This window comes from Bifidobacterium sp. SO1 (assembly GCF_018555335.1).
Taxonomy (GTDB): Bacteria; Actinomycetota; Actinomycetes; order Actinomycetales; family Bifidobacteriaceae; genus Bifidobacterium; species Bifidobacterium simiiventris.
Genome location: NZ_JAFEJR010000023.1, coordinates 1 through 19,663 on the forward strand (window position 1 = coordinate 1; position 19,663 = coordinate 19,663).

Consider the following 19,663-nt stretch of genomic DNA (forward strand, 5'->3'; position numbering starts at 1 on the left):
TACCGCTCGCGGCGCGCCTCGCACATCAGGCTCCGGGTCGCGTACTTGACACCGTCGAACACCCACTTGCCCACCTGATCTCTCCTCTCGGATCATCAGGCGTTGCAACGATCACTGGAACCCGCCAATGCGGCGAGAAGGGCGAAGACTGTCAACTCCCTCTTGGTTGATGATTTGATCATATTGCTTTGCTCCTTATTGGAAGGTTCGTTCTGCTCTTTTCTAGAGTAGAGAGAACCTTCCAACAAAGAGCTTTCGAATGGTAAATCAGCGTAACAATGCGGCCGTCCGGCCGGAGATCGCGAAGCATTGCGGTTCGTCAAACCCGATCCATGCGAGATTATGATGCTCCCACACCTTCCACTCCATATCACCGCCGACCAACAAGCGTCCGTTCGTATCCGCGAACACGGTCAGCTTCCCGTTCGGGAGGAGAATACTACCGGGGAAGAGGACACCGCTACTGGATTTCTCCTGCTGGTCCAGACCACTGGTGCTTCCTTTGACCGCATCATAGTAGGCGTTTTTGAGCGTGAGATTCTTGGTGTTCGGGAAATTCCACATGATGCGGGAGGCGGCGTCACGGTAACGGTTCAGACTGTCTCCTGACGAGTTCACGTAGGTTGTCCGGTTGACGCCGTTGATCCAAATCCGCCAACCGGGAATCCACGCGTATGAGTCCGGTGTGGTGACGTTCACGACGATAGCCTGACCGTCCGGAATGTTTTCGAAGTCCAACGACCATTGTCTGACACCCAACCGGGTTTTTGCCGCATCCAATTCGGTCGTGTTCAAGTTGAACACTTGCCGGTGTTTCTGTCCGTCTCCGGTGAAGACGATTTTCCCTTCCTTGGTGATGCTCATATATTGTTCGCCGGCCGCCATGGAGACGAAACCATAGTTGGGGATGTCCGGCGCTTTCTCATAGGTGATCCGACCTGTCGTCGGTGTCGCTCGTAGTTGATTGGATAAGGGTTTGAGGCTTTTGTTCACGTGATCGTTGAAATCGGATTCCAATGTTCCATCACCGTCCATGTCGACTTTGAGAGCATTGGTTTTACCGAGTTTGGTGAGGGTCTTCGCGTTTTTCTGATTCTCATACGCCCATCGCATGTAGCTTTGCAATGGGGTCATGCCACCATCGGACGAGGCATCAGGGTTGATCCCCCATTTGACCAGTAGAGCGCGAATGGTTTTCTCATTCGCCAATTGCAGGTTCCCGGTCACGGTTCCGCCGACCCGGATATTACCGCTGGCGAACGAGTCGACGGCTGAGGTGATGTTCCCTCCAACTGCGAGCATGGTCGCATTCGCCGGCGGCTGATATCCCATCCCCCACATGACTTTTCCGGCTAGGGAGATTCCACCCTCGTTGACGAGGTTGCCGCCGATGATCATCGACCCTTCGGACTCCCATAGTCCGTTGATTTTCATGTTTCCACCCGCGTACACGCTGACGGCTGGATCTTCGATGGCTTGGACGGCGGCGGTGATGCAACCAGTTGAATCACTCGCTAACGCGCTGGGGGGGGGGTGATGGTTAAAGCCAATAACGTGGATATCACGATGGCTGTTCTTTTCATTGTGATGGTCATGGTTCCTCGAATCCTTAACGTGCAAAACTGAAGCTGACGTTTCTCACAATACGATCCAAGGAACCATGATTCTTGTTGAGAAAGAAAACTAGGCGATGTTCGCCTTCGTCGCACCGTTCACCGCGAAACACTGAGGTTCATCGAAACCCGTCCACGCGATGTTGTGATGCTCCCAAATGGTGAGCGTGAGGTTCTTGCCGATCAGGAGTCTCCCGTTCGTATCCGCGATATCCGAGAAACTGCCTCGTGGAATGAGGATGCTACCGGGGAACAACACGCCTTTACTGGTTTTTGTGGTCTGATCGATACCTGTGTTCGCCCAGCCGCTATTGCCTTTCACCGCCGTATAGTGAGCGCCCGAAAGCGTGAGGTTTGTCATGTTCGGGAAATTCCACATGATACGGCTTGCGATGTCTTTGAACCGGTTGAGATCGGCTCCGTTCCCGTTGACCTTGGATGTGTGATCCACGCCGTTGACCCAGACTCGCCAACCGGGCACCCAATTATAGGATGTTTTCCCGGTGACGTTGATGACGATGGCTTGTCCGGTTGGAATGTTCCGGAAATCCAATGACCATTGCACATTTTTGAGTGTGTTTCTTGCCGCGTCCAAAGCGTTCAAATCCAAGCGAAACACTTGCGCATGCTTCTGATTGTCGCCGGTGAATACGATGCGTCCTTCCCCGGTGATGGTCATCCACTGGTTGCCTCTGATTGATTCGAACCCGTAGTTGGCGACATCCGGGGCTTTCTCATAGGTGATGGTTCCGGTTGCCTGCATCGAATTCAGCTTGTCCGAGAGGGGAATGAGATTCTTGGTGACGTGATTGTTGAAATCGGATTCCAACGTGCCGTCCCCATCCATGTCTACTTTCAACGCGTTTGTTTTACCAAGGTTTTGGAGGATTTTCGCGTTCTTCTGCCCCGCATACGCGAACCGCATGTACGACTCCAAATAGGTCATTCCACCGGCGTCGGCGTCGGGATTGTATCCTTGCCGTTTGAGGAAAGCCCGCATGTTGGCTTCGTTGGCGATGAACAATTGGTTGGATGCGGTTCCTCCGACTCGAACGTTACCGCTGGTCCAAGCGTCCGCTTTGGTGGAGATTTTGCCTCCGACGGCAAGCATTGTCGCATTGGCGGGTGGATTATATCCCATCCCCCACATGACTTTGCCAGCCAAGCCGTTGAGAGCTCCGGTTACATTCCCGTCCACGACCATACTGCCTTCGCTTTCGGCGAGTCCGTTGATGGTGAGGTTTCCTCCGGTGTAGATGCTGACGGCTGGGTCTTCCGTTGCGTTTACCGAGGCGGTGATGCATCCTTTGGAATTGTCACCATATGCGGGGGGGGGGTGATGATTAATGCGGCAAGCAGTGTGATCGCAGCTGCCTGCAGTTTGGTTTTTGTTCTGATCATGGTGTCTTCCTTTTTCTGGGGAGTGATCGTTGACCGTGTTTTCCACGGTAGGTCTTTGAGTTGGTCTTTCATAGTCGAACGGGTAATCGTCGTATAGAAGCTCCCATGGTTTGAGAGAACAATACAGAAAAAAGGGGTGTGACGGACACCCTACATGCCCGCCACACCCCTATACCGTCAGACTACCGACGATCATCCACGTCCATGACGCTTCCGACCATTTGCATCCGACTTGCGCATCTCACGACGACGACTCAGCAGGATAATACCACCCGTGATCAGCACGCCGATCGACATGGCGGTGAACACGCTACGAGTCAACGTGCCCGTATCCACGTAGGAGCCGGTCAACGGCATGCTCACTGCGGAACGAGTTCCGTTATTGAACGTGGGCTTCGTAGTGGTGTTATCGTATTTCGCCGTGGCGGACAGTTTACCAAAACCATCATCGGTGACGGTGACGGTCAGCGTATGCTTCGACGGATCGTATTGGATACGCTTATCATCACCGGCCTTCTCCGTGATCGTATACGAGTAGGTTCCCGCCTTCGTATAGTCGAGCTTGGAGAACGTGATGGAACCATCCGCCTTGTTGCCTACTGTCTCCAACAGTTTGCCCTTGTCATCCTTCAATTCGAATTGGAACATGTTGTCGGTCATGACGACCTTGTTCCCGCCGAACGTATAGGATTTGACGGCTGACGGCGTGAATGAGGTTGGGGTCGCATGATATTCGTTCGTGAACGTCATGTTCTGTCCCGTCGGCTGGGTGAGTGTCGCGCTCATCGTACCATCCATGTTGTTGACCAAGTGGACGGTGAACACGCCGATCTTATCCGTATAGGTGACGCCTCCGGCCTTGCCCTTGGTTTCCTTGATACTATACGTCTTGTCGAGCGTGTTCCTGCCTCCGAGATCAACCATCGTATAGTTCAACTGTTGGAACGTGATGGAACCATCCGCAGCCGGGTGCGCGGTTTGCAACGCGGTGCCTTGCGCCTTGTCGCCCGAGTATAGGCTGAATTCGAACGTGGTGATATCGGTCTTGGACAGATCCTTGTTTTCGAACACCTTGGTGGCTTTAGGAGTCACGTGGGCGGGGGAAACAGTGAAACTGTTCTTGAACGACGGGGTGGCCGTATCCGGGTTCGGGGTTGTGGTGATGTTCAACGCGCCTTGCCCGTTGTCGGTGACGGTCACCGTATAGGTTTTCACGCTCGTATCATAGGTGACGCCTCCGGCGTTGCCTTGGGTTTCCTTCACCTTGTAGGCGAAGGTCTTCGACTTGGCTCCGGCGAGCTCAGCCTGCGTGTACTTGATCGGATCGAACGTGACGAGACCGCTAGCAGCCGGATGCTTCGTCTGCAGGGTCTTGCCCGTATCGTCGGTCAACACGAATTCGAAGTCTGTGATCTTCACGCCGCTCATGTTCGCGTTTTCGAACGTTTTCTTGGCTTTCAACGTGACGGAAGCGTCCTTCGGCTTATACGTGTTCGTGAACGTCGTATCCGCGTCGGTGCTTGATTGGGTGGCTACGAGCTGACCGTCACCCGGATCGGTGACAGTCACACTGTATTTCGCCGTGTGAGTGTCGTAGGTGACGCCGGGCGCATTGCCAGCGGTTTCCTTGACCGTATAGTTCCATGTCTTCGACTTGGCTGTGCCCATGTCTGCCATCGTGTACTGGATCGGCTGGAAGCCGATGGTTCCGTCTTCTGCCGGATGAGCGGTTTGCAGGACGGTTCCGTTCGCATCGTAAAGTTTGAATTCGAACGATGTGATTGGTGTGGTGCTCATTGCCGCGTTGGTGAACACTTTCTTTGCTCCGAAGGTAACTTCGACCGGGGCTGGAGTGTACGTGTTCGTGAACGTCGGCGTGGCGGTGTCCGGATTCGGCGTGGTGACGGCGTTCAGGTTTCCTTGCCCGTCGTCGGTTACGGTGACGGAGAAGTTTTTTACGGTCTTGTCGTAGGTGACGCCTCCTGCTGTCTGTTGGACTTCGTTGACTGTGTAGGTGAACGTCTTGGACTTGACCCGGTTACCATCCGCATCAACCAAAGCGCTGTCAGGATAACTAATGGTCTTAAAAGCCACATTCCCATTAGCATCGGCGTTCTTTGTTTCCTTCAGAGCATTCTTGCCATCAGTGGTTTCCCTTAGCTGGAACTGGAAGTCGGTGATCTTCGCGTTCGAACGATCGGCGTTCTGGAACACCTTCTTCACCTTCAACACGGTAGCCGTTCGATCATGGATCGGCCGATACCGGTTGACGAAGGTGGTACTGCTCGAACCATCGGACTTCGCCACAGCTGTCAACGTACCATCCCGGTTATCCGTGACGGTCACCACATATCCGGCCTTATGCGTGTCATAGGTAATACCATTATCCGCAGTACCCTTGGTTTCCATCACATAGTACTTAAACTGCTTCGTCAAGGCTCCGCCCATGTCTGCAGCCGTATACTTGATCGGCTGGAACGTGACCTTACCGTTCTCGGCTGGATGCGTTGTTTGCAACACTTTGTCGTTGCTGTCATACAGTTTGAACTCGAAGTCGGTGATCTTCGTCGTGGAGGTTTGCGCTCCGATGAAACTCTTCGACGCGGTGATCGTCGCGGACGCATCGTTGACGACGTTATCGTTCGTGAACGTGACGGTCGCATCCGAAGGGGTCATTGTAGCTTTCAGCACACCGTGATCGTTGCTGATCGTCACGGAATACATTTGAACATCGGTGTCGTATTGGACGCCCGGCAAACCGGTATCGACCTCTTTCGCGCTACGGTTGAACGTCTTGCCGATGTCATCGGCGGTGAACGTGTCCGTATAGGCGAACGTGACGTTACCGTTCGCGTCGAAGTTCTTGGTTTCCTTCACGTCACCGGTGCCGTTGCCCTTCAGATAGAAGTTGACTTTGAAGTCGGTGATATTAGCCTTGTTGGTGCCTTTGTTCCACACCTTCTTGGCTTTGTATCCGACAGTGATCGGAGCCGGTTTGACGGTGAACGTTTCCGAGGCGACGCCTTCGCCCATCAGATTCAGGTCGACGCTCATCTGCGCGGCTGTCCCATCATCCGCGTTCGTCCACTTGGTTTTGTCGGTGGTGATGATGTCGAAATAGTAGGTTCCGGCTTTCCACTTGCCGTTCGTGAATCCGAAGTTTGCCGGACTGAAGTTCGGAGAGTTCACGGATGCGGAACCGTTTTTCGGGATGACGAGATCAGGAACGGTTTGATCCGCGTGCAAAGCGTTTCCTCCCCCATCAGGTTTGAAGTTCAATCGTGCGGTCAATCCGCTGACCTTCAGCTTGTAAAGCTTGCTGTTCGAAGTCAGTGTGATCGCATCATAAACGGAGTCCCCGTCGGCTGCCGTTAGATCGGTGAGCTTTTTCCCGTTGGCCGCATTGTAAACGCCGGGTTTCTGATGATCCGCGACTTGTTTGATTGGAGTGTCGTTGAGTGCGATCGGCTCTTCGTGTCCTTGGGTTGAGCCGAACATGACCGCGATGATGGTGATGGCGGCTATGATCGCGGAGAACACGATGAGCATCAACCGGATTGGTTGTGTCTTGAGGTTGAAAGGCTTTTTTCCTGTCATGCTCGATCCCCTATGGTTTCTTCTGCTTTCTTCCGAACGAGATCGTTTTTTGGATGATCTTGTTCAACTGTTCCAACGTATCCATGTGGATCATGGGTTTTATGGTCGAATGCAGAAAGCTGATGGTTTTCTATGTGTGAGAAGGGTTTTTCGAGGAGACGAGGAAACGTTTTTGCGCATCACCGGGTTGTGCGCGCATCCGATGCGGCATGTCGCATGACCGGACGACGGGGGCTGAAGATCAGCATGACCGTCATCATCGCCAATGCGACGCCTGTGCTGTAGTACAGTATTTTCTTCGGATCGGCCATCGCCGTTTCCACCCATTGCACATCATGGTATGGGATGCGATGCGCTCGGATGATCAAACGTCTGGTGTTCAATCCCGGTGGATCGCACGTGTACAACGTGAGATACGTGTGATGCGGATCAGCTTGGATGGCTTTGTTTTCGGCGTCGGAACCGGGCTCCACGCGACTGATCTTGTCCACCTGCCAGGCGACGGTTTTCCCTGCCGCATCAGTGTAGATCATGCTTCCTAAGTCGAGTTCTCCAAGACGGTAGAACAGGTAGCGTAATCCCAATCCTCGATGAGCTGCGATGACACTGTTTCCGGGATCGCCTACCGGTAGTGTGGTTCCGTATACGTGTCCGGCTTGGGTTTCCAACGTGGTCTCTCCGGTGCCGTGTCCGATCGCCATGTTGACGCTGATGGATGGAATCCGGATAACGGCCATGTTAGCTCCGGTTCCCAGCTGGCGTTGATATTCACTGTCGGAATCATAGGCGGGTTGTTCGTTTCCACTGAACGGATCCACGGCTTCCCCCATGACGACTTGGCCGTCCGTCAGAATGTTCCGATCATATTCGGCGGCTCGTTCGAGTTGTGTTTGATCGTTCTGACTGACGGTGTTTTCGGCTGTTCTGGAAACCCGTGTCGGCTTGTCCATGAGCATGAGCGCCGTAGGCCAACTTAACAGGAGTGTCCCCAGAATAACGAGAATGAGACCGGTTGTGGACAGTCGTTCGACGAATCTGGTGACACGCCATTTGGGAATGGTCATGATCATATCCCATGTGGCGTTGCCACAATAGTCTGATGCGACTGTCGCAGCCGATCTCATTCTCTACTGTTCCCTTATCTCCTCAGATTGGTCACTTTGCCAGACCGGCGAACAGATCGTTTTCCGGCTTGGTGTCGTGACGCTTGCGGATCATCGAAGCCGCGCCGATCAGCACGAGCAGCGTGCCGACGATGCTGATCATGGTGATGCCGACGTACCCGCCGGTCTTGGCGAGCATCACGTTGATTGGCCGGTTCCACAAGGTCAGGTCGGAGGCGACGACGTTGGTCTTGTCGTCCGCATACCACTTGCCGGACTGATCCTTCTGACCCCAAGTGGCGGTGTTGCCATTGATGGTCAGACCTGCCGGAGCCTTGTTGGCTACTGTCGCGAAGTTGAACATCGGCTGGTTCCAAACCGGAATACGGTTGTTCTGGCTGATCGTGTACTTGAGCTCGGTCTGATAGTTCGGGATCACATAGTCGCCCGGAGTGTCCTCGAACACGGCGGAGATGGTCACGTCCTCGCTTTGAGTCAACTTCTGATAGTGAGTCGGCGGTTCGGTTTCCGTCAGCGTGTAGGTGCCGAGATCCAAGCCACGAAGACGCAGCAGACCATCCTTTCCGGTGACGAGTTCGGTGCTACCGGTTTCACCGGTGACGGCGAGACGGTAATCGCCCTTGGTTTGACTGGCGGACACGAACTTCAACACGGTGCCGTTCTTCTTGGCATCGGCGGTGTTCTTGTTGTCCTTGACGGTGAGCGTGAACTTCGCATCCTCCAACCCGACATTGGTGCTGGTGGAGGAACGCTTGTGCAGGTCGATGTCGTACGTCCACTGCTTGACGGTGACGTGCGGGGTGTCGTGGCTGCTGGCGCTGGTCACGTCGCTCGGCTTATCGGAGTAGTTGAGCCAGTTAGCGTTGTTGGTCTTGTTGCCGTTGGCGAGGATCTTGCTGGTGACAGTCGCGTTGTATCGGATCTGGATCTGGGAGCCGTACAGGGTCTTGGTCTTGTCGTTCAACGCGAGATCACCGTAGTTGTTGACGAGCCACTTGCCAAGTCCGATGACGAGACGGCTGTGATCGTTCGCATCGTTGGTCAGCGAATACCATGCGTCATGGGTTTCGGTGGTCTGACCGGTGGCGGAAGCCTGAGCGTCCGATGTTGGCATGGCCGGTTCGGTGGTTTCCTGAGTCGGTGTGATGACGGTCGGAGTGACCTTCTGCCCCTTCGAGTCAACGATCTTGTCTTCAGGAAGGGCCTTGCCGTTCGCATCGTACAGGGTCACGCCAGCCGGATACAGTTTGACGGTCGGTGTGCCGGTGATCTTCAAACCGTTGGCGGTGTTATCGATGATCCGGTACAGGTAGGTCCATGCGCGGCCATTGTCCTTGGCGTTACGGTAGGCGCTCAGATCCGGGACGCGATAGTTGACGACGTAGGGGATGGTGTCGCCGAGATCACTGGCGTTGTCGGAGGCATCCTTACCGGTGGTCTGGTTTTCGTCACGCTGCTTCGGGGACGGCGGATTGTCCTGATCGCCGTTCGGCGGGTTGGTTGGGAGGACTTCCTGATCTGCGACGTTCTTCACGGTGATTTCACCGAGCTTGCCGGTGGTGCCGAGATTCGCCGGATCTGATGGCTTGTAACCGTCGACGGTGGCGAGGTCTGCCGTATCGGCCTTGGTGGGGACGATCATCGGTTGCGTGGTGCCGGTCGTGTAGGTGACTTCGCCCTTCTTCCATTCGGTAGTACTGCCTGAGTCGAGGATCAGGTAGATGCCGGATCCTTGGGTCGCGGTCAACGGAACCACGCAAGTGTCTGCGACCTTGCAGTCAACGGAAACGCTCGGCTGGGTTTTCACCTTAGCCAATGCGGCCGCATCCTTGACGAGATTGTCGGCGAACTCGCGCACGCTACCCGTGTACGCCTTATCAGGTGAAATGTTGCCGTTGCCCTGCGGACCGGATTCGTTCCAGCCGAAACCGAAGCTTCCGGAAGCCTGATTGTTTCCGGTGTGGGTGGCATCCTTCTTATCCTGCTTGAAACCGCCCATCCAACTGATCGGGTCCTTGCCGCTTTCGGCCCAGCCGGGCAGCTTGGTCACGTCGGTGACCCCGGTGGTCTTGGCAAGGACACGGTTCAGATCGGCGCGGATCGCTGTCGGAGTGTCAACGGACACGCCGTCGAGCTTCTGACCGGCTGCCTTGTCCTGACTGCCGATGGACACGTAGGTGCCATCCACATAGTCGGCCAGCTTATAGGCGGTGAACTTTCGGCCGGCAAGAGTATACGAGCCACCCCTGTCGGCGGAGGCGGCGTGGATGGTGATCGTGTAATCATCCGCCGCGTTGGCGGTGGTTCCCGCCATGGCGAATGCTCCGAGCATGGCGAGGCTGACTGCGGTGGCTGTCAGTCCTCGCAGGAGAACGGATTTCTTACTATCCATTTGTTCTTCCTTCTCTAACATCAGACCCTTGCCGGTCTGATTGGATTTTCATTTGTTGTTGGTGGTGTTAAGTTTTGGATGAGGGGAACAGGTTGGTGGTTGGAATCTTTTGCAGGAGGGTTCCATTCGGCCTGTTCCCCTCTGTGTTCCCTCACGGTCGGTGACTGTGGGGGAAGTCTTCTGTTATTGCCGGGGTTCCGGTTCCTTGTCCAGGGTTTCCTCCGGCTGGTTTTCGGAGTGTCGTCCTTCCGGCTTGTGTTCCTTACGCCATGCCATTCGGCTCGCCATGTAGGCGAGTCCGCCGATGACGGCGCAGACGATGATCGAAACGGCGAGGATCATGACGTTGCTGCCGGTTTCGGCCAAACCTCCGACTCCCACATTGCCATTGCCGCCGAGGAGTTTCTTGACGACTTGAATTTTGTATGTGGTTTTTTTCAGATTGTCGCCGGAAGTGACGGTGATCGTCGCATTGCTGCCGTTCTTCGTGACGGTGACGCCCATGCCGGTGGTCTTGTCGTATTGGGGAACGATGGTCCACTGATCCGGATCGTTGACGGACACCTTGTATTCAAGCTTGTCGGGTTTGAACCCGTCCACTTTCTTGCCGTCCACGACGATGCCGGTCAGTTCCGCCTTATGCGTGTCTGTGGTGATGTACGTGACGGTGTACTTGTGCTGGCCGAACGTCATGCCGTCCGGCGCGAGCACGTTGACCGTGTACGTGTAGGCCATGCCGACGTTGTTGATGGACACGGACGCGGACTGGTTAGCTTTCGCCTCATAGGAGAAGGTACCGCCTTCGGGGATTTCATACGAATCCTTGTCGACCTTCACGTATTTGCCGTTCTTGTCGATGTACCCGTGAGAGGCGAGGTTCGTGTCCTGCTGACTGTCCGGGGTGACGGTCTGCTCCTGTTTGACCGGCTCGTTCGGCGTGAACTCGGTGACGGCGGTTTTGACCGGTCGGGTCACGGTCACGGAATACACGCGGCTCGCACCGGTCGCATCATCGATAACCGTCCACTCCTGACGGGAGGATTGGGCAGATTGGGTGACGTTGCCGGCCTTGATGGTCACGCCTTCCGGGGCGACCGGCAGAATATACGGGCTGGTGGTCGTATCGTTCAACGCGACCACGTAATCCAACCGGTTCGGATTCCAATTGTCGATCAGCGTTCCCTGCTCATGCTTGCCGCTCATGTTCACATAGATGCCGGTGAGCTTGGCTGGGGAGTCAGCTTTGATGTCGGCCGGTTCGAAGTTCACGTGAACGGTGTATTCGACGTTGTTCACGGTGATCTTCATGATTCGGCTGGCATCGTCTCCGAGCGTGAGGTTCTGCTTGCTGACGGTGGCGTCCACGCCGTTGGTGGTGGCGAGCGAATAGGAGTCGCCGACTGCCGTGTTGGGCAGGGTGATCGTGTACTCGTGCTTGTCCGGGGTGAACCCGTCCAAGTCGATGGTCTTCTTCTCCCCTTTCGGCGTGGTTTGTTCGATGAACAGTTTGCTGAAGCTCGTGTCTTGGGTTCGGTCGGCGCTTACTTCGATCGTGTACTTTTGGAGGATGGTCTGCTTGGTGTTCGGATCGGTGATGGTCGCCTCACCGGTGGCGACGCCGTGCAGGGTCACGAATTTCACGGTTCCCGTGTCGGTCTGCTTGTCCACGACGGTGGGCTGCTTGTCCCATGTGATATTGACTTCCCCGTCGGAGAGTTTCACACTGGTCACGGGGTTGCCGTCGGCGTCTACCGGCTGGTTTTTCGTGGTGAGGGTCGCGTTCGGCGCGGTCGCCTTGTACACGGTGTTGCCCTGATCGTCGGTGGTTTTCTCGAACGAGGTTTCGCCCTTCGTGGTTTTCAGTTTGATCTCATTGCCGAGCGTGTAGTCGAACTTCGCGTTGAGGTCGAACGATGGGGTGCCGCCGTTGGTGAGATCGCCTTTGGCGTCCTGCTGGTAGTGGCCGATGCCGGAGAATTCGGCTTTGCCCAACGTGCCGGTGTCCTTCGCATCGAGGTTGCTTGTCGTGAGATCGAGCTTGCCGGTCAGTCCGTTGCTTCCTGTATAGGAGGATTGCGTGTCCGGGTAGACGGTCAACGGGTCGGCCGTCAACGTTTGGGAACCGTCCTTGTTGGTGGTCAGATCATAGGATTTGCCGTTGAACGATGCCTTCCACGTGTCCTGACGCGCCGCCGTGACGGTGAACTTGACAGGATAGGACGCCTGCTTCTTGCTGGCCGGATCGGTAACGACGACAGTGCCGGATGCGACGCCGGTGGTGGAGATGATGGTTTTGCCGGTGGAACTGTCGGCCGTGAGCTTGCTCCAATCAACTTTGAGCTTGTCGCCGGTGGACAGAGTGATGTCGTTGAACGGGACGGTGCCGTCATTGTCGAGTTTCTGCTGTGGAATGTCTGCGGTCCAAGCATCCCCGTCCTTCTTGTCCACGTTGCCGGACAATCCGCCGCTGAGGCTGATGGTCTGACTGGACACGTAGTCGTAGGGGATGGTCACGTTGAACGATGGGGTTTTCCCTTCGGCATCACGCCGGTAGGTTGCGGTGCCGTACACGTGGACTTGGCCGATGAAATCGGTTTTCACGGCCTGCATGGCTGTCAGATCACGGTTCAACGTGATCTTCTTCCCGTTGGTGCCGGTCACGGTCAGGGTTTCCGGTGGCAGGCTGTCGATCTTGTCGACGGACAACTGTTGGGAGCCGTTCTGTTCGGTCGTGAAGCTGAGGGTCTTGCCGTTGACGATGGTCGTCCACGTGTCGGATCGGACGGCTTTCAAAGTGACGGTGACCTTCCACCCGTCGCCTTGTAGTCCGTCTGGAAGGTTGACGACGCCGGTGGCGACGCCGTTCTTGTAGGTTTCGGTGTGGTCGTTCACGTATCGGGTGGACGTGTCCTTGTCCCAAGTGATGTCGAACGTCTGACCGTTGCTCAACGTGACTTTGTTGGCTGCCGGGTTGTCGTCGTTGTCCAACGTGATGTCGGACAGTTCCGCCTTGCCGTGGTCGAAGCTCACGTTTTTGCTTCCGTCTTTGACGGTGACTTCGCTGCCGTAGGTCTGCTTGTAGTTGACGGTGAGGGTGAAGTTGGTTTGGGTGCCGTCATCCGCCGTATGGGTGCCTGCGTAGAGCGCGGTTCCGGATTTGATGACTATGCCGGTCATGTTCTTGTCGTCGTCCGCTGGCTTGTTGACCATTTTCAACGTGGCGACCGGATTGCCGGTGGTGTTGTTGGCGTAGACGACAGCATCCTTGGGGATGCCTTCATAGTCGTCAATGCTTCCGGTGTAGGTGTTGTTTTCGTTCTTTTCGAGTGTGACGGTCTTGGAGCCGACTGTCGCTATATAGGAGGTGGTTGAATTTTCCACGGTTTTGGCGCTTGGCGTGTTCTTGTCGCCGTCGGGGGTGACCGCGTTCGCGGTGATGGTCGCGCCTCCCATGGTCGCCAAGCTCAATGTGGCCGCCAATCCGGCCGTGCCGATACGGTTCAACGTGTCGATGCCTGTCTTCTTCCCTGTACTGTTGGTCATAGGTGGAGTCTCCTTGCTGTCTGATCAAACAGTCTCCACGCTAACCATGTTTTGAAATGGTCTTGATTCGGTTTGAAAAATCCCGGTTTATTTTCCCAAAAACATGGGAAGGCCGCGCCTACCCGTTTTTTTACGAGGGATGCGCGGCCGTAAGAGAAAACCTTCGGTCAGTTGTTCCGCTTGACCACGGGAATCAACTGGGTTTCGTCGCTCCCCTCATCCGGGGTCTTGGAATCCGACGTGGACTCCGGCTGGGCCTTCACCTTCTGTTCGACGGGCGTGCGATACATGGACGGATGCTCGGGGTTGGCGATCCCCGCAGTAGCATGCTCCGGCTTACGGTCGACTAGATCTTCGACGCTGCTGATCGCCTGCTTCAACTGTTCGCGCACGTTGTCCTGCATGCCGATGGCCTTGCGGGCGATCTCGTCCTGCTTCTGCGCGTATGCGGATGCGGCGGCCCGAATGCTGGCGGCCTGACTGTTCGCCTCAGCGAGGATGCGCTTCGCCTTCTCCTGTGCCTCCTCTAAATGCTGGGCGGCGGCGTCCTTCGTGTTCTGCATCAGCTCCTCGGCCTGCTTGCGGCTCGTGTCGCGCAGGTCGTTGGCCTGTTCGGTCGCCTGGGCGATGAGATCGGCCTTGGTCTTTTCGGCGAGTTCCACGATCTGCTGGCCGGTTTCCCACGCGGACGAACGCTTGCTGGCGGTGTTCATCTTGACCTGAAGTTCGGCGATCTGCTCTTTGAGGCTCTTGTTGTCCGCCTCCAACTGGTGTCGGGTTTCGTCCGCGGCCTTAAGCTTTTCCTCACTGGATTCACGGATTTCGGACACCTGCTTCAACGTCTGGTTGAGTCCGTTGATCTTCTGGTTGCTGTCGTTGACGAGCTTGTTGTACTGTTCGACGAGCTGCTGGTTCTTGCCCTGCAGCTGGGTGATGCAATCGTCTACCTGCTGGATGTCGTAGCCGCGCATGCGGGTTTCGAACTGGGGGATGGTCATGATGTGTTGGTGGTCCTTTCCAAACCTTGTTTATGTGGACGCTATCAGTATAACAAAAACCGGCGATTAGGGAAACCAACCGCCGGTTTTGTCAGGACATCGGTAGATCAGGCGAGACGATGCCCCAACGCATCATAGATTCTCGTCTGGCGGGAACCGGTCTTCGGATTCTCAAGGGTCATGTCGAAGCACCCGTAAAGCTTCTTCCCGTCCTTGCCGGCAAGAGGCGCGTTTCGTTTCTTCAGGGAAGACACCCAATCCAATGGGAACTTGCTGTCGGCTCGGGAGATTGCGTTACGGAAGGAATCCTCATCCGCCAAACCGATCTTGTTGCCGTGACCATCGCATTCGAACTTGATGCTCTGATCCTGATCCTCCCATGTGAACCGGCGTGGATCATCCTTGTCGGTCGGCTTGTACATGGCGATGTCTTCGACGTTGTACCCGTACGGGTCGCCGTTCTTCCTGCGAAGCAGTCTTGCCGCGCCGGTCGTGTCCACAGGTTCGTAGAAGCGGCTGGCGGAACGTTCATTGACCTTGCGGATCTCCTTGCGTTTCTCCGCGTCAGGACGGTGATCGTTCGGATCATCCCAAATGGTTCCGTAATTCGTGCGTTCGATCGTGCCCCACATGGTCTGACGGTCGCCGCTGGACGGGTTCTCATAGTATTCCTTGCGGAAATGCAATGCGTTCTGACGCGGTGAACGGCCGTACGGGTCGGACGTGCCGGCCGCGATCGAATACTGGACGTCGGTAAGTCCTTCCTGCTGCATGGCTCGGGTCATACGGGTGACTTCATCGCCGGGCAGCATGACGGACGGGGAGCCGCCATGAGTGTTTGGGGACTTGCGCTTTTTGAGTTTTCCGTCGCTGCCGCGATACCATGCCGAGATGACCTTCAGATTGCCTTTCTTGTCGGCATACACGTACACGTCAGCTTTACGGGCTTGGGATTCGCTCATGCCGAGCTTCACGCATTCGTGACGTGCTTTGACTACCGCTTCGGCGAAATCCTCCGGATTGGCGGTGTATACCTTCGCGTCGGGACTGTTGAACGCGCTCTCATTGACTTTTTCCGCCAATTGCGCGTTCACCACCCCGTAGGTTTTGCCGTCCTTGCGGCCGGAGGTTTGCGCGGCGCGGCCGCCGAAGGAGGTTTCGCCTTCAAGCAGCTTGTCGCTGACCGGCTGGAAGTCGTGTCCACGGTTGAACGAGAACGTTTCCGGCGGAGCGCCCTTGTCGTGGTTGATGACGCCGAAAGTGGACTGGCCTGATGCGGCGATGGCGAACTGTTCTCCTTCGTCGTTGCCGAGCAGGTGGATTCGGGACATCGTGTCGTAATGCTTCAACTGGTTGAACACCGAACCTTGGGCGCTCATGTGCAGAATCGTGCTGCCGGACTCCATTTGGCCCATCTCGTTGATGTAGTACTTTTTGATCTGCCCGCCGGCCGAATACTCGTACCAGCCGGGCTTGAGGTTCATCTTACGGAACTGGCCGTTCGGGGCGCGCAAGTGTTTCTTCGGATCCCATGGTATATCTGCCATCACTGGCTCCTTTCCGTTGGGGGAAGGCGAAAATTAACGGTTTTAGCGTATTGAGCTGGAGCGTGGATTCCCGTTCGGATTGGAAAACCGGTGATTGTTTTTCGGAACTTCTGGCGTTTTCCGCTCATCCGGTTCGACCGCCTGTTTTCTGGGATGTTTCGATCGTCGGATCCAATGCCAGAGGAACCGGAGCCAAGCCGAAACGAACAGTATGAGGGAGAATGCCAGACAGCCGAGCGTGATCAACGATTCTTGTGGAGTAAGCCAACCGTCCAATGGGACGAAGAACACCATGTAGATGACGGCGAACACGGCGACCAGAACCGATATCAGGGTACGGGTCAACGCTTGCCGTAACGTCACAACAGTCTCCGATCATGCTCAGCCCACGCATCCGATGCGGATTGTGGGATCGCCGCCGCGATCTGAAACGAGTCGGGCACCGGCATGACCATGAGTTTGACCACGTGCCGTCCTCCCATGCGCAGGTTCGGCAGTCGGATGAACGCGACGCCCTTGCAATGTTTTGATGTGAGATCATGCCATGCGCCGGCTCGTATTCCGGATTTGAGAATGCAGTTCACGGTTTCGGCCGCATTGTCGGGATCGGCACGGTCAACCCCGTACGGGTAAGCGACGCAGGCGATCACGATGAACTTCTCATACCCGCAGTACGGTTGCATCTTCCATTGGGTGAGCGCTGTGTCCTCCAACGCCTTGCCGACCCGTTCGCGAATGCCGAACGATCGTCCCATCCCCCATGTCGCCGCGCGTTTCGCGCCCCGCTGTCGGGCTACGAGATCACTGTCCGTGTAATTGCTGGTGATCCAATGCTTGTCTGTGACGGTGAACGACACCATGTATCCATCCGACCATAGGGGCTTGTTAGCCTGTTGAGCCCATTCCTTGATGATTTCCTTGCTGAGTCCGCCTGCTATCTGATAGCGGGGATTCTTGTCGGAGACGGGGATGATGATCACTTGAAGCCGGTAGTATTCGGATGGAGCGGTTTCAGCGGATTGAATGTATACGGTGCTGCACCTGTGCGCACTGTCGTCGTCGGGCCAGAGTTTCGCGTCTGATCCCCCGTCGATGATCGGTTTGACGGTTTCGGCGGCTCGAGCGGGGAACACGTCGCCTGGAATGGGATAGGAGACGACGATCAACGCGACGAACCGTTCGACCATCCATGCGCGGCCTTCTTTTTTCATGGTTTTCCATTCGGCTTTCGCATAGTCCCGAAGCCATTTGCGTCGTCTGGCCCGTAATGTTTCGGTTTGCAGAGTGTCGGTGCCGCTCCACCATTCGATTGGAATGGTGAACGTGTGATAGTAGCCGCCTCGTTCCTGTTCTACGCTGAGTTTTCTGCGTGATGCCAAGGTCGGTGAATCCTATCGGGTGAAGTGCGGGTAGACGCCGAGGCAGCGGAAGCAGAGATGTTCCATGCCGCTGCCGGTGGTTGGGGTGATGGGTGCCCCGCATTCGCGGCATGTGCTGTTTTTGTTTTTGTGGGTGAAGAAGAATGCCATGAATTTCAAGATTTGTCCTCGTCTGGTTCGGAGTCGCAGATGGAGTCGATGAGGATGGCGAGCATGGTGAAGCCTCCGGCCACGAGAAGCGGTGTGAGTTCCGGTATGAGTATTCCCAGTACCAGACTGGCTGTGAATCCGCCTGTGATGAGTAGGATTCTGATTCGTGTCCGCATCCTGTTGTTCATCGTCGCCGACTCCGGTTGAATTTGTGTGTGAATAAAACCAGAATAACTAATAAAATGGGAGGGAGGGGTTTGAGAGGGAAAACCGGCGCGCAAGAAGGAGCCGTCCAAGCTGTTCTGCAAGGACGGCTCCTTTAGAGGAACGAGGTTAGGCGGCTTGGCCGATCATGTTTTCGGCGGCGATCAGCTGCCAATCGCTGAACTCGACCTCCTTCGGATGCTTGTCGTAGCCGGTTCGGATCGCCCACCGGGCGGCGGCGTCGACACCCGTGCCGAGACCGGCGTCCTCGCCTCGTTTCACCATTTCCGCGATGCCGAGCAACGCCTGACGAATGCTCTGACCGGCGCTCTCGTTGATCGCCTTGTTCTTCGGGCCGATGATGAACGGCTGCCAGTCGCACGCCTCGTCCTTCTCGAACACCCAAAACTGCATGGCCTTCGGAGTCTTAGCCAACCGGTCGAACATGTGGGCGGGCAGTTCGGAAACGGCCTGACGGTAGAACACGGCTTGGATGTGATACCCGTAGTTGAGCACTTCCTTGGCGAAGTCCTTCCGGTCGGCGCTTTGGGCTGTCTTCAAATCAACGAGGTAATCGGTGCCGGTCGGGATCAGATCAGGCTTGGCCTTCAATTCCAAGCCGGTTTCCTTGTCGGTCCAGATGATGCACTGTTCGCAGGTGCCGTTTTCGATCAAGCTGATGTAGTCGGGCATGCCTTCCTGAAGGCTGGTGAGTTCGATGTTTCGCTTCATGCGAAGCAGCTTCTGCATGTCCGGGTAGGTGACGACGATGTTGCCCTCCGCGATCTGTTCGTCTCGCCACTGCTGGTTGGCTTTCTTCTGGAAGGTTTCGCCTTCGTCCAAGCTGACGACGGTGGCGGTGTTCATGAGGTAGGCGTGGAATGCGGTGCCGAATTTCATGGCCGGGGTCGGGGTGTGGTCGCCTTGGAGGCGGTTGTATCCCCAGTCGGCGGGGTTGTGGAGGAACGCCTTGAGCTGGCTTTGGTCGAGTGCCGGGTGGGCGAAGTATTCCGGATCGTCGTAGTCGTAGAGTTTTGCTGTCATGGTGTGCTCCTTTGAAAACAACCTCTTTTATGTGGACGCAAACAGTTTAACAAATGGTGTGGATAAAAAAAGAACCCCGCCAACGCCGCGACAGCGAAAGCGAGGTTCCGAACTGAGATCACTTCTCCGAATCCTGCGAATCATCGTGCTTCAGCTCATCCTCGGTCAGATCAGCCGTATCAATGAACAGATCGGCCTCACCGTTGTCAGGGTTCTGCACGATGTGCGGCTCATCGTAGACGATCGGCTTGCCGGTGGACGGGTCGAACTCCGGATCGACATGCACCGGATCCAGTTCCAACACCGGTTCGCCATCCGCTTTGAGCTGTGCGATCTCGACCTCCTGCCATGCGCGCTCCCAAGCGGCTTCCTCGTCGGCGTATCCCGGATACGGTTCGATGTGGCGGGTCATCCAACGCATCATCTGCTCATCGGTGACCGGCTTCGACGGGAAGAACTCCTCGGTCAGACCTTCCGGAATCGGAACGGTGTACGGATGTTCTCGAGCCTCGCGCTCGGAATCTTCGATCGACTGGTATTCGACCTTGACCTTGCCCATGTCCTTTGCCATGTTCATTTCCTTTCGTATCTGCACCGCTCGTTCCAAGAAGTCGATGATCTGCAAGTAGAGGCCGTGAGGAATATCGGCTGGGTTCTTCTCCCATTTCTGA

At 55.9% G+C, this 19,663-nt stretch carries 12 protein-coding genes; all 12 read right to left on the reverse strand.

What is annotated here, in order from left to right; translation table 11 throughout:
- Positions 1 to 267: 267 nt before the first annotated feature.
- The 12 genes from JS541_RS13170 to JS541_RS13225 all read right to left on the reverse strand — a co-directional run bounded on the left by JS541_RS13170 (position 268) and on the right by JS541_RS13225 (position 19,563).
- Positions 268 to 1,620 carry a choice-of-anchor A family protein gene (locus JS541_RS13170; RefSeq protein WP_214374955.1) on the reverse strand — a complete coding sequence of 451 codons (1,353 nt, stop codon included), beginning with the start codon at positions 1,618 to 1,620 and terminating at the stop codon, positions 268 to 270.
- A gap of 63 nt (positions 1,621 to 1,683) precedes the next feature.
- Positions 1,684 to 3,060, reverse strand: coding sequence for a choice-of-anchor A family protein (locus JS541_RS13175; RefSeq protein ID WP_214374956.1), 1,377 nt, complete (start codon positions 3,058 to 3,060; stop codon positions 1,684 to 1,686).
- A gap of 146 nt (positions 3,061 to 3,206) precedes the next feature.
- Entirely contained in the window at positions 3,207 to 6,611 is a 3,405-nt protein-coding gene (locus JS541_RS13180) for an FctA domain-containing protein (RefSeq protein WP_214374957.1), read from the reverse strand.
- Between the two features lie 179 nt (positions 6,612 to 6,790).
- A complete protein-coding gene (locus tag JS541_RS13185; protein ID WP_214374958.1) occupies positions 6,791 to 7,675 on the reverse strand; it encodes a sortase in 885 nt (294 codons plus the stop codon).
- A gap of 91 nt (positions 7,676 to 7,766) precedes the next feature.
- Positions 7,767 to 10,127 (reverse strand): SpaA isopeptide-forming pilin-related protein, encoded by a 2,361-nt coding sequence (locus JS541_RS13190; protein WP_214374959.1) that lies wholly within the window; start codon positions 10,125 to 10,127, stop codon positions 7,767 to 7,769.
- A gap of 183 nt (positions 10,128 to 10,310) precedes the next feature.
- Positions 10,311 to 13,670 carry a hypothetical protein gene (locus JS541_RS13195; protein WP_214374960.1) on the reverse strand — a complete coding sequence of 1,120 codons (3,360 nt, stop codon included), beginning with the start codon at positions 13,668 to 13,670 and terminating at the stop codon, positions 10,311 to 10,313.
- Between the two features lie 167 nt (positions 13,671 to 13,837).
- On the reverse strand, positions 13,838 to 14,668 hold the full coding sequence (locus JS541_RS13200) for a hypothetical protein (protein ID WP_214374961.1): 831 nt from the start codon (positions 14,666 to 14,668) through the stop codon (positions 13,838 to 13,840).
- Between the two features lie 107 nt (positions 14,669 to 14,775).
- Positions 14,776 to 16,215, reverse strand: coding sequence for a hypothetical protein (locus JS541_RS13205; RefSeq protein WP_214374962.1), 1,440 nt, complete (start codon positions 16,213 to 16,215; stop codon positions 14,776 to 14,778).
- Between the two features lie 359 nt (positions 16,216 to 16,574).
- On the reverse strand, positions 16,575 to 17,594 hold the full coding sequence (locus JS541_RS13210; RefSeq protein ID WP_240539371.1) for a hypothetical protein: 1,020 nt from the start codon (positions 17,592 to 17,594) through the stop codon (positions 16,575 to 16,577).
- A gap of 155 nt (positions 17,595 to 17,749) precedes the next feature.
- The gene (locus JS541_RS13215) at positions 17,750 to 18,052 is read right to left on the reverse strand and encodes a hypothetical protein (protein ID WP_214374963.1); all 303 of its coding nucleotides are present in this window, start codon (positions 18,050 to 18,052) and stop codon (positions 17,750 to 17,752) included.
- 25 nt (positions 18,053 to 18,077) lie between these two features.
- Positions 18,078 to 18,992, reverse strand: a complete 915-nt coding sequence (locus tag JS541_RS13220) for a PD-(D/E)XK nuclease-like domain-containing protein (protein WP_214374964.1) — start codon at positions 18,990 to 18,992, stop codon at positions 18,078 to 18,080.
- A gap of 118 nt (positions 18,993 to 19,110) precedes the next feature.
- Positions 19,111 to 19,563: a hypothetical protein gene (locus tag JS541_RS13225; RefSeq protein ID WP_240539372.1), complete on the reverse strand. Its 453-nt coding sequence runs from the start codon at positions 19,561 to 19,563 to the stop codon at positions 19,111 to 19,113.
- Between the last annotated feature and the right edge of the window lie 100 nt (positions 19,564 to 19,663).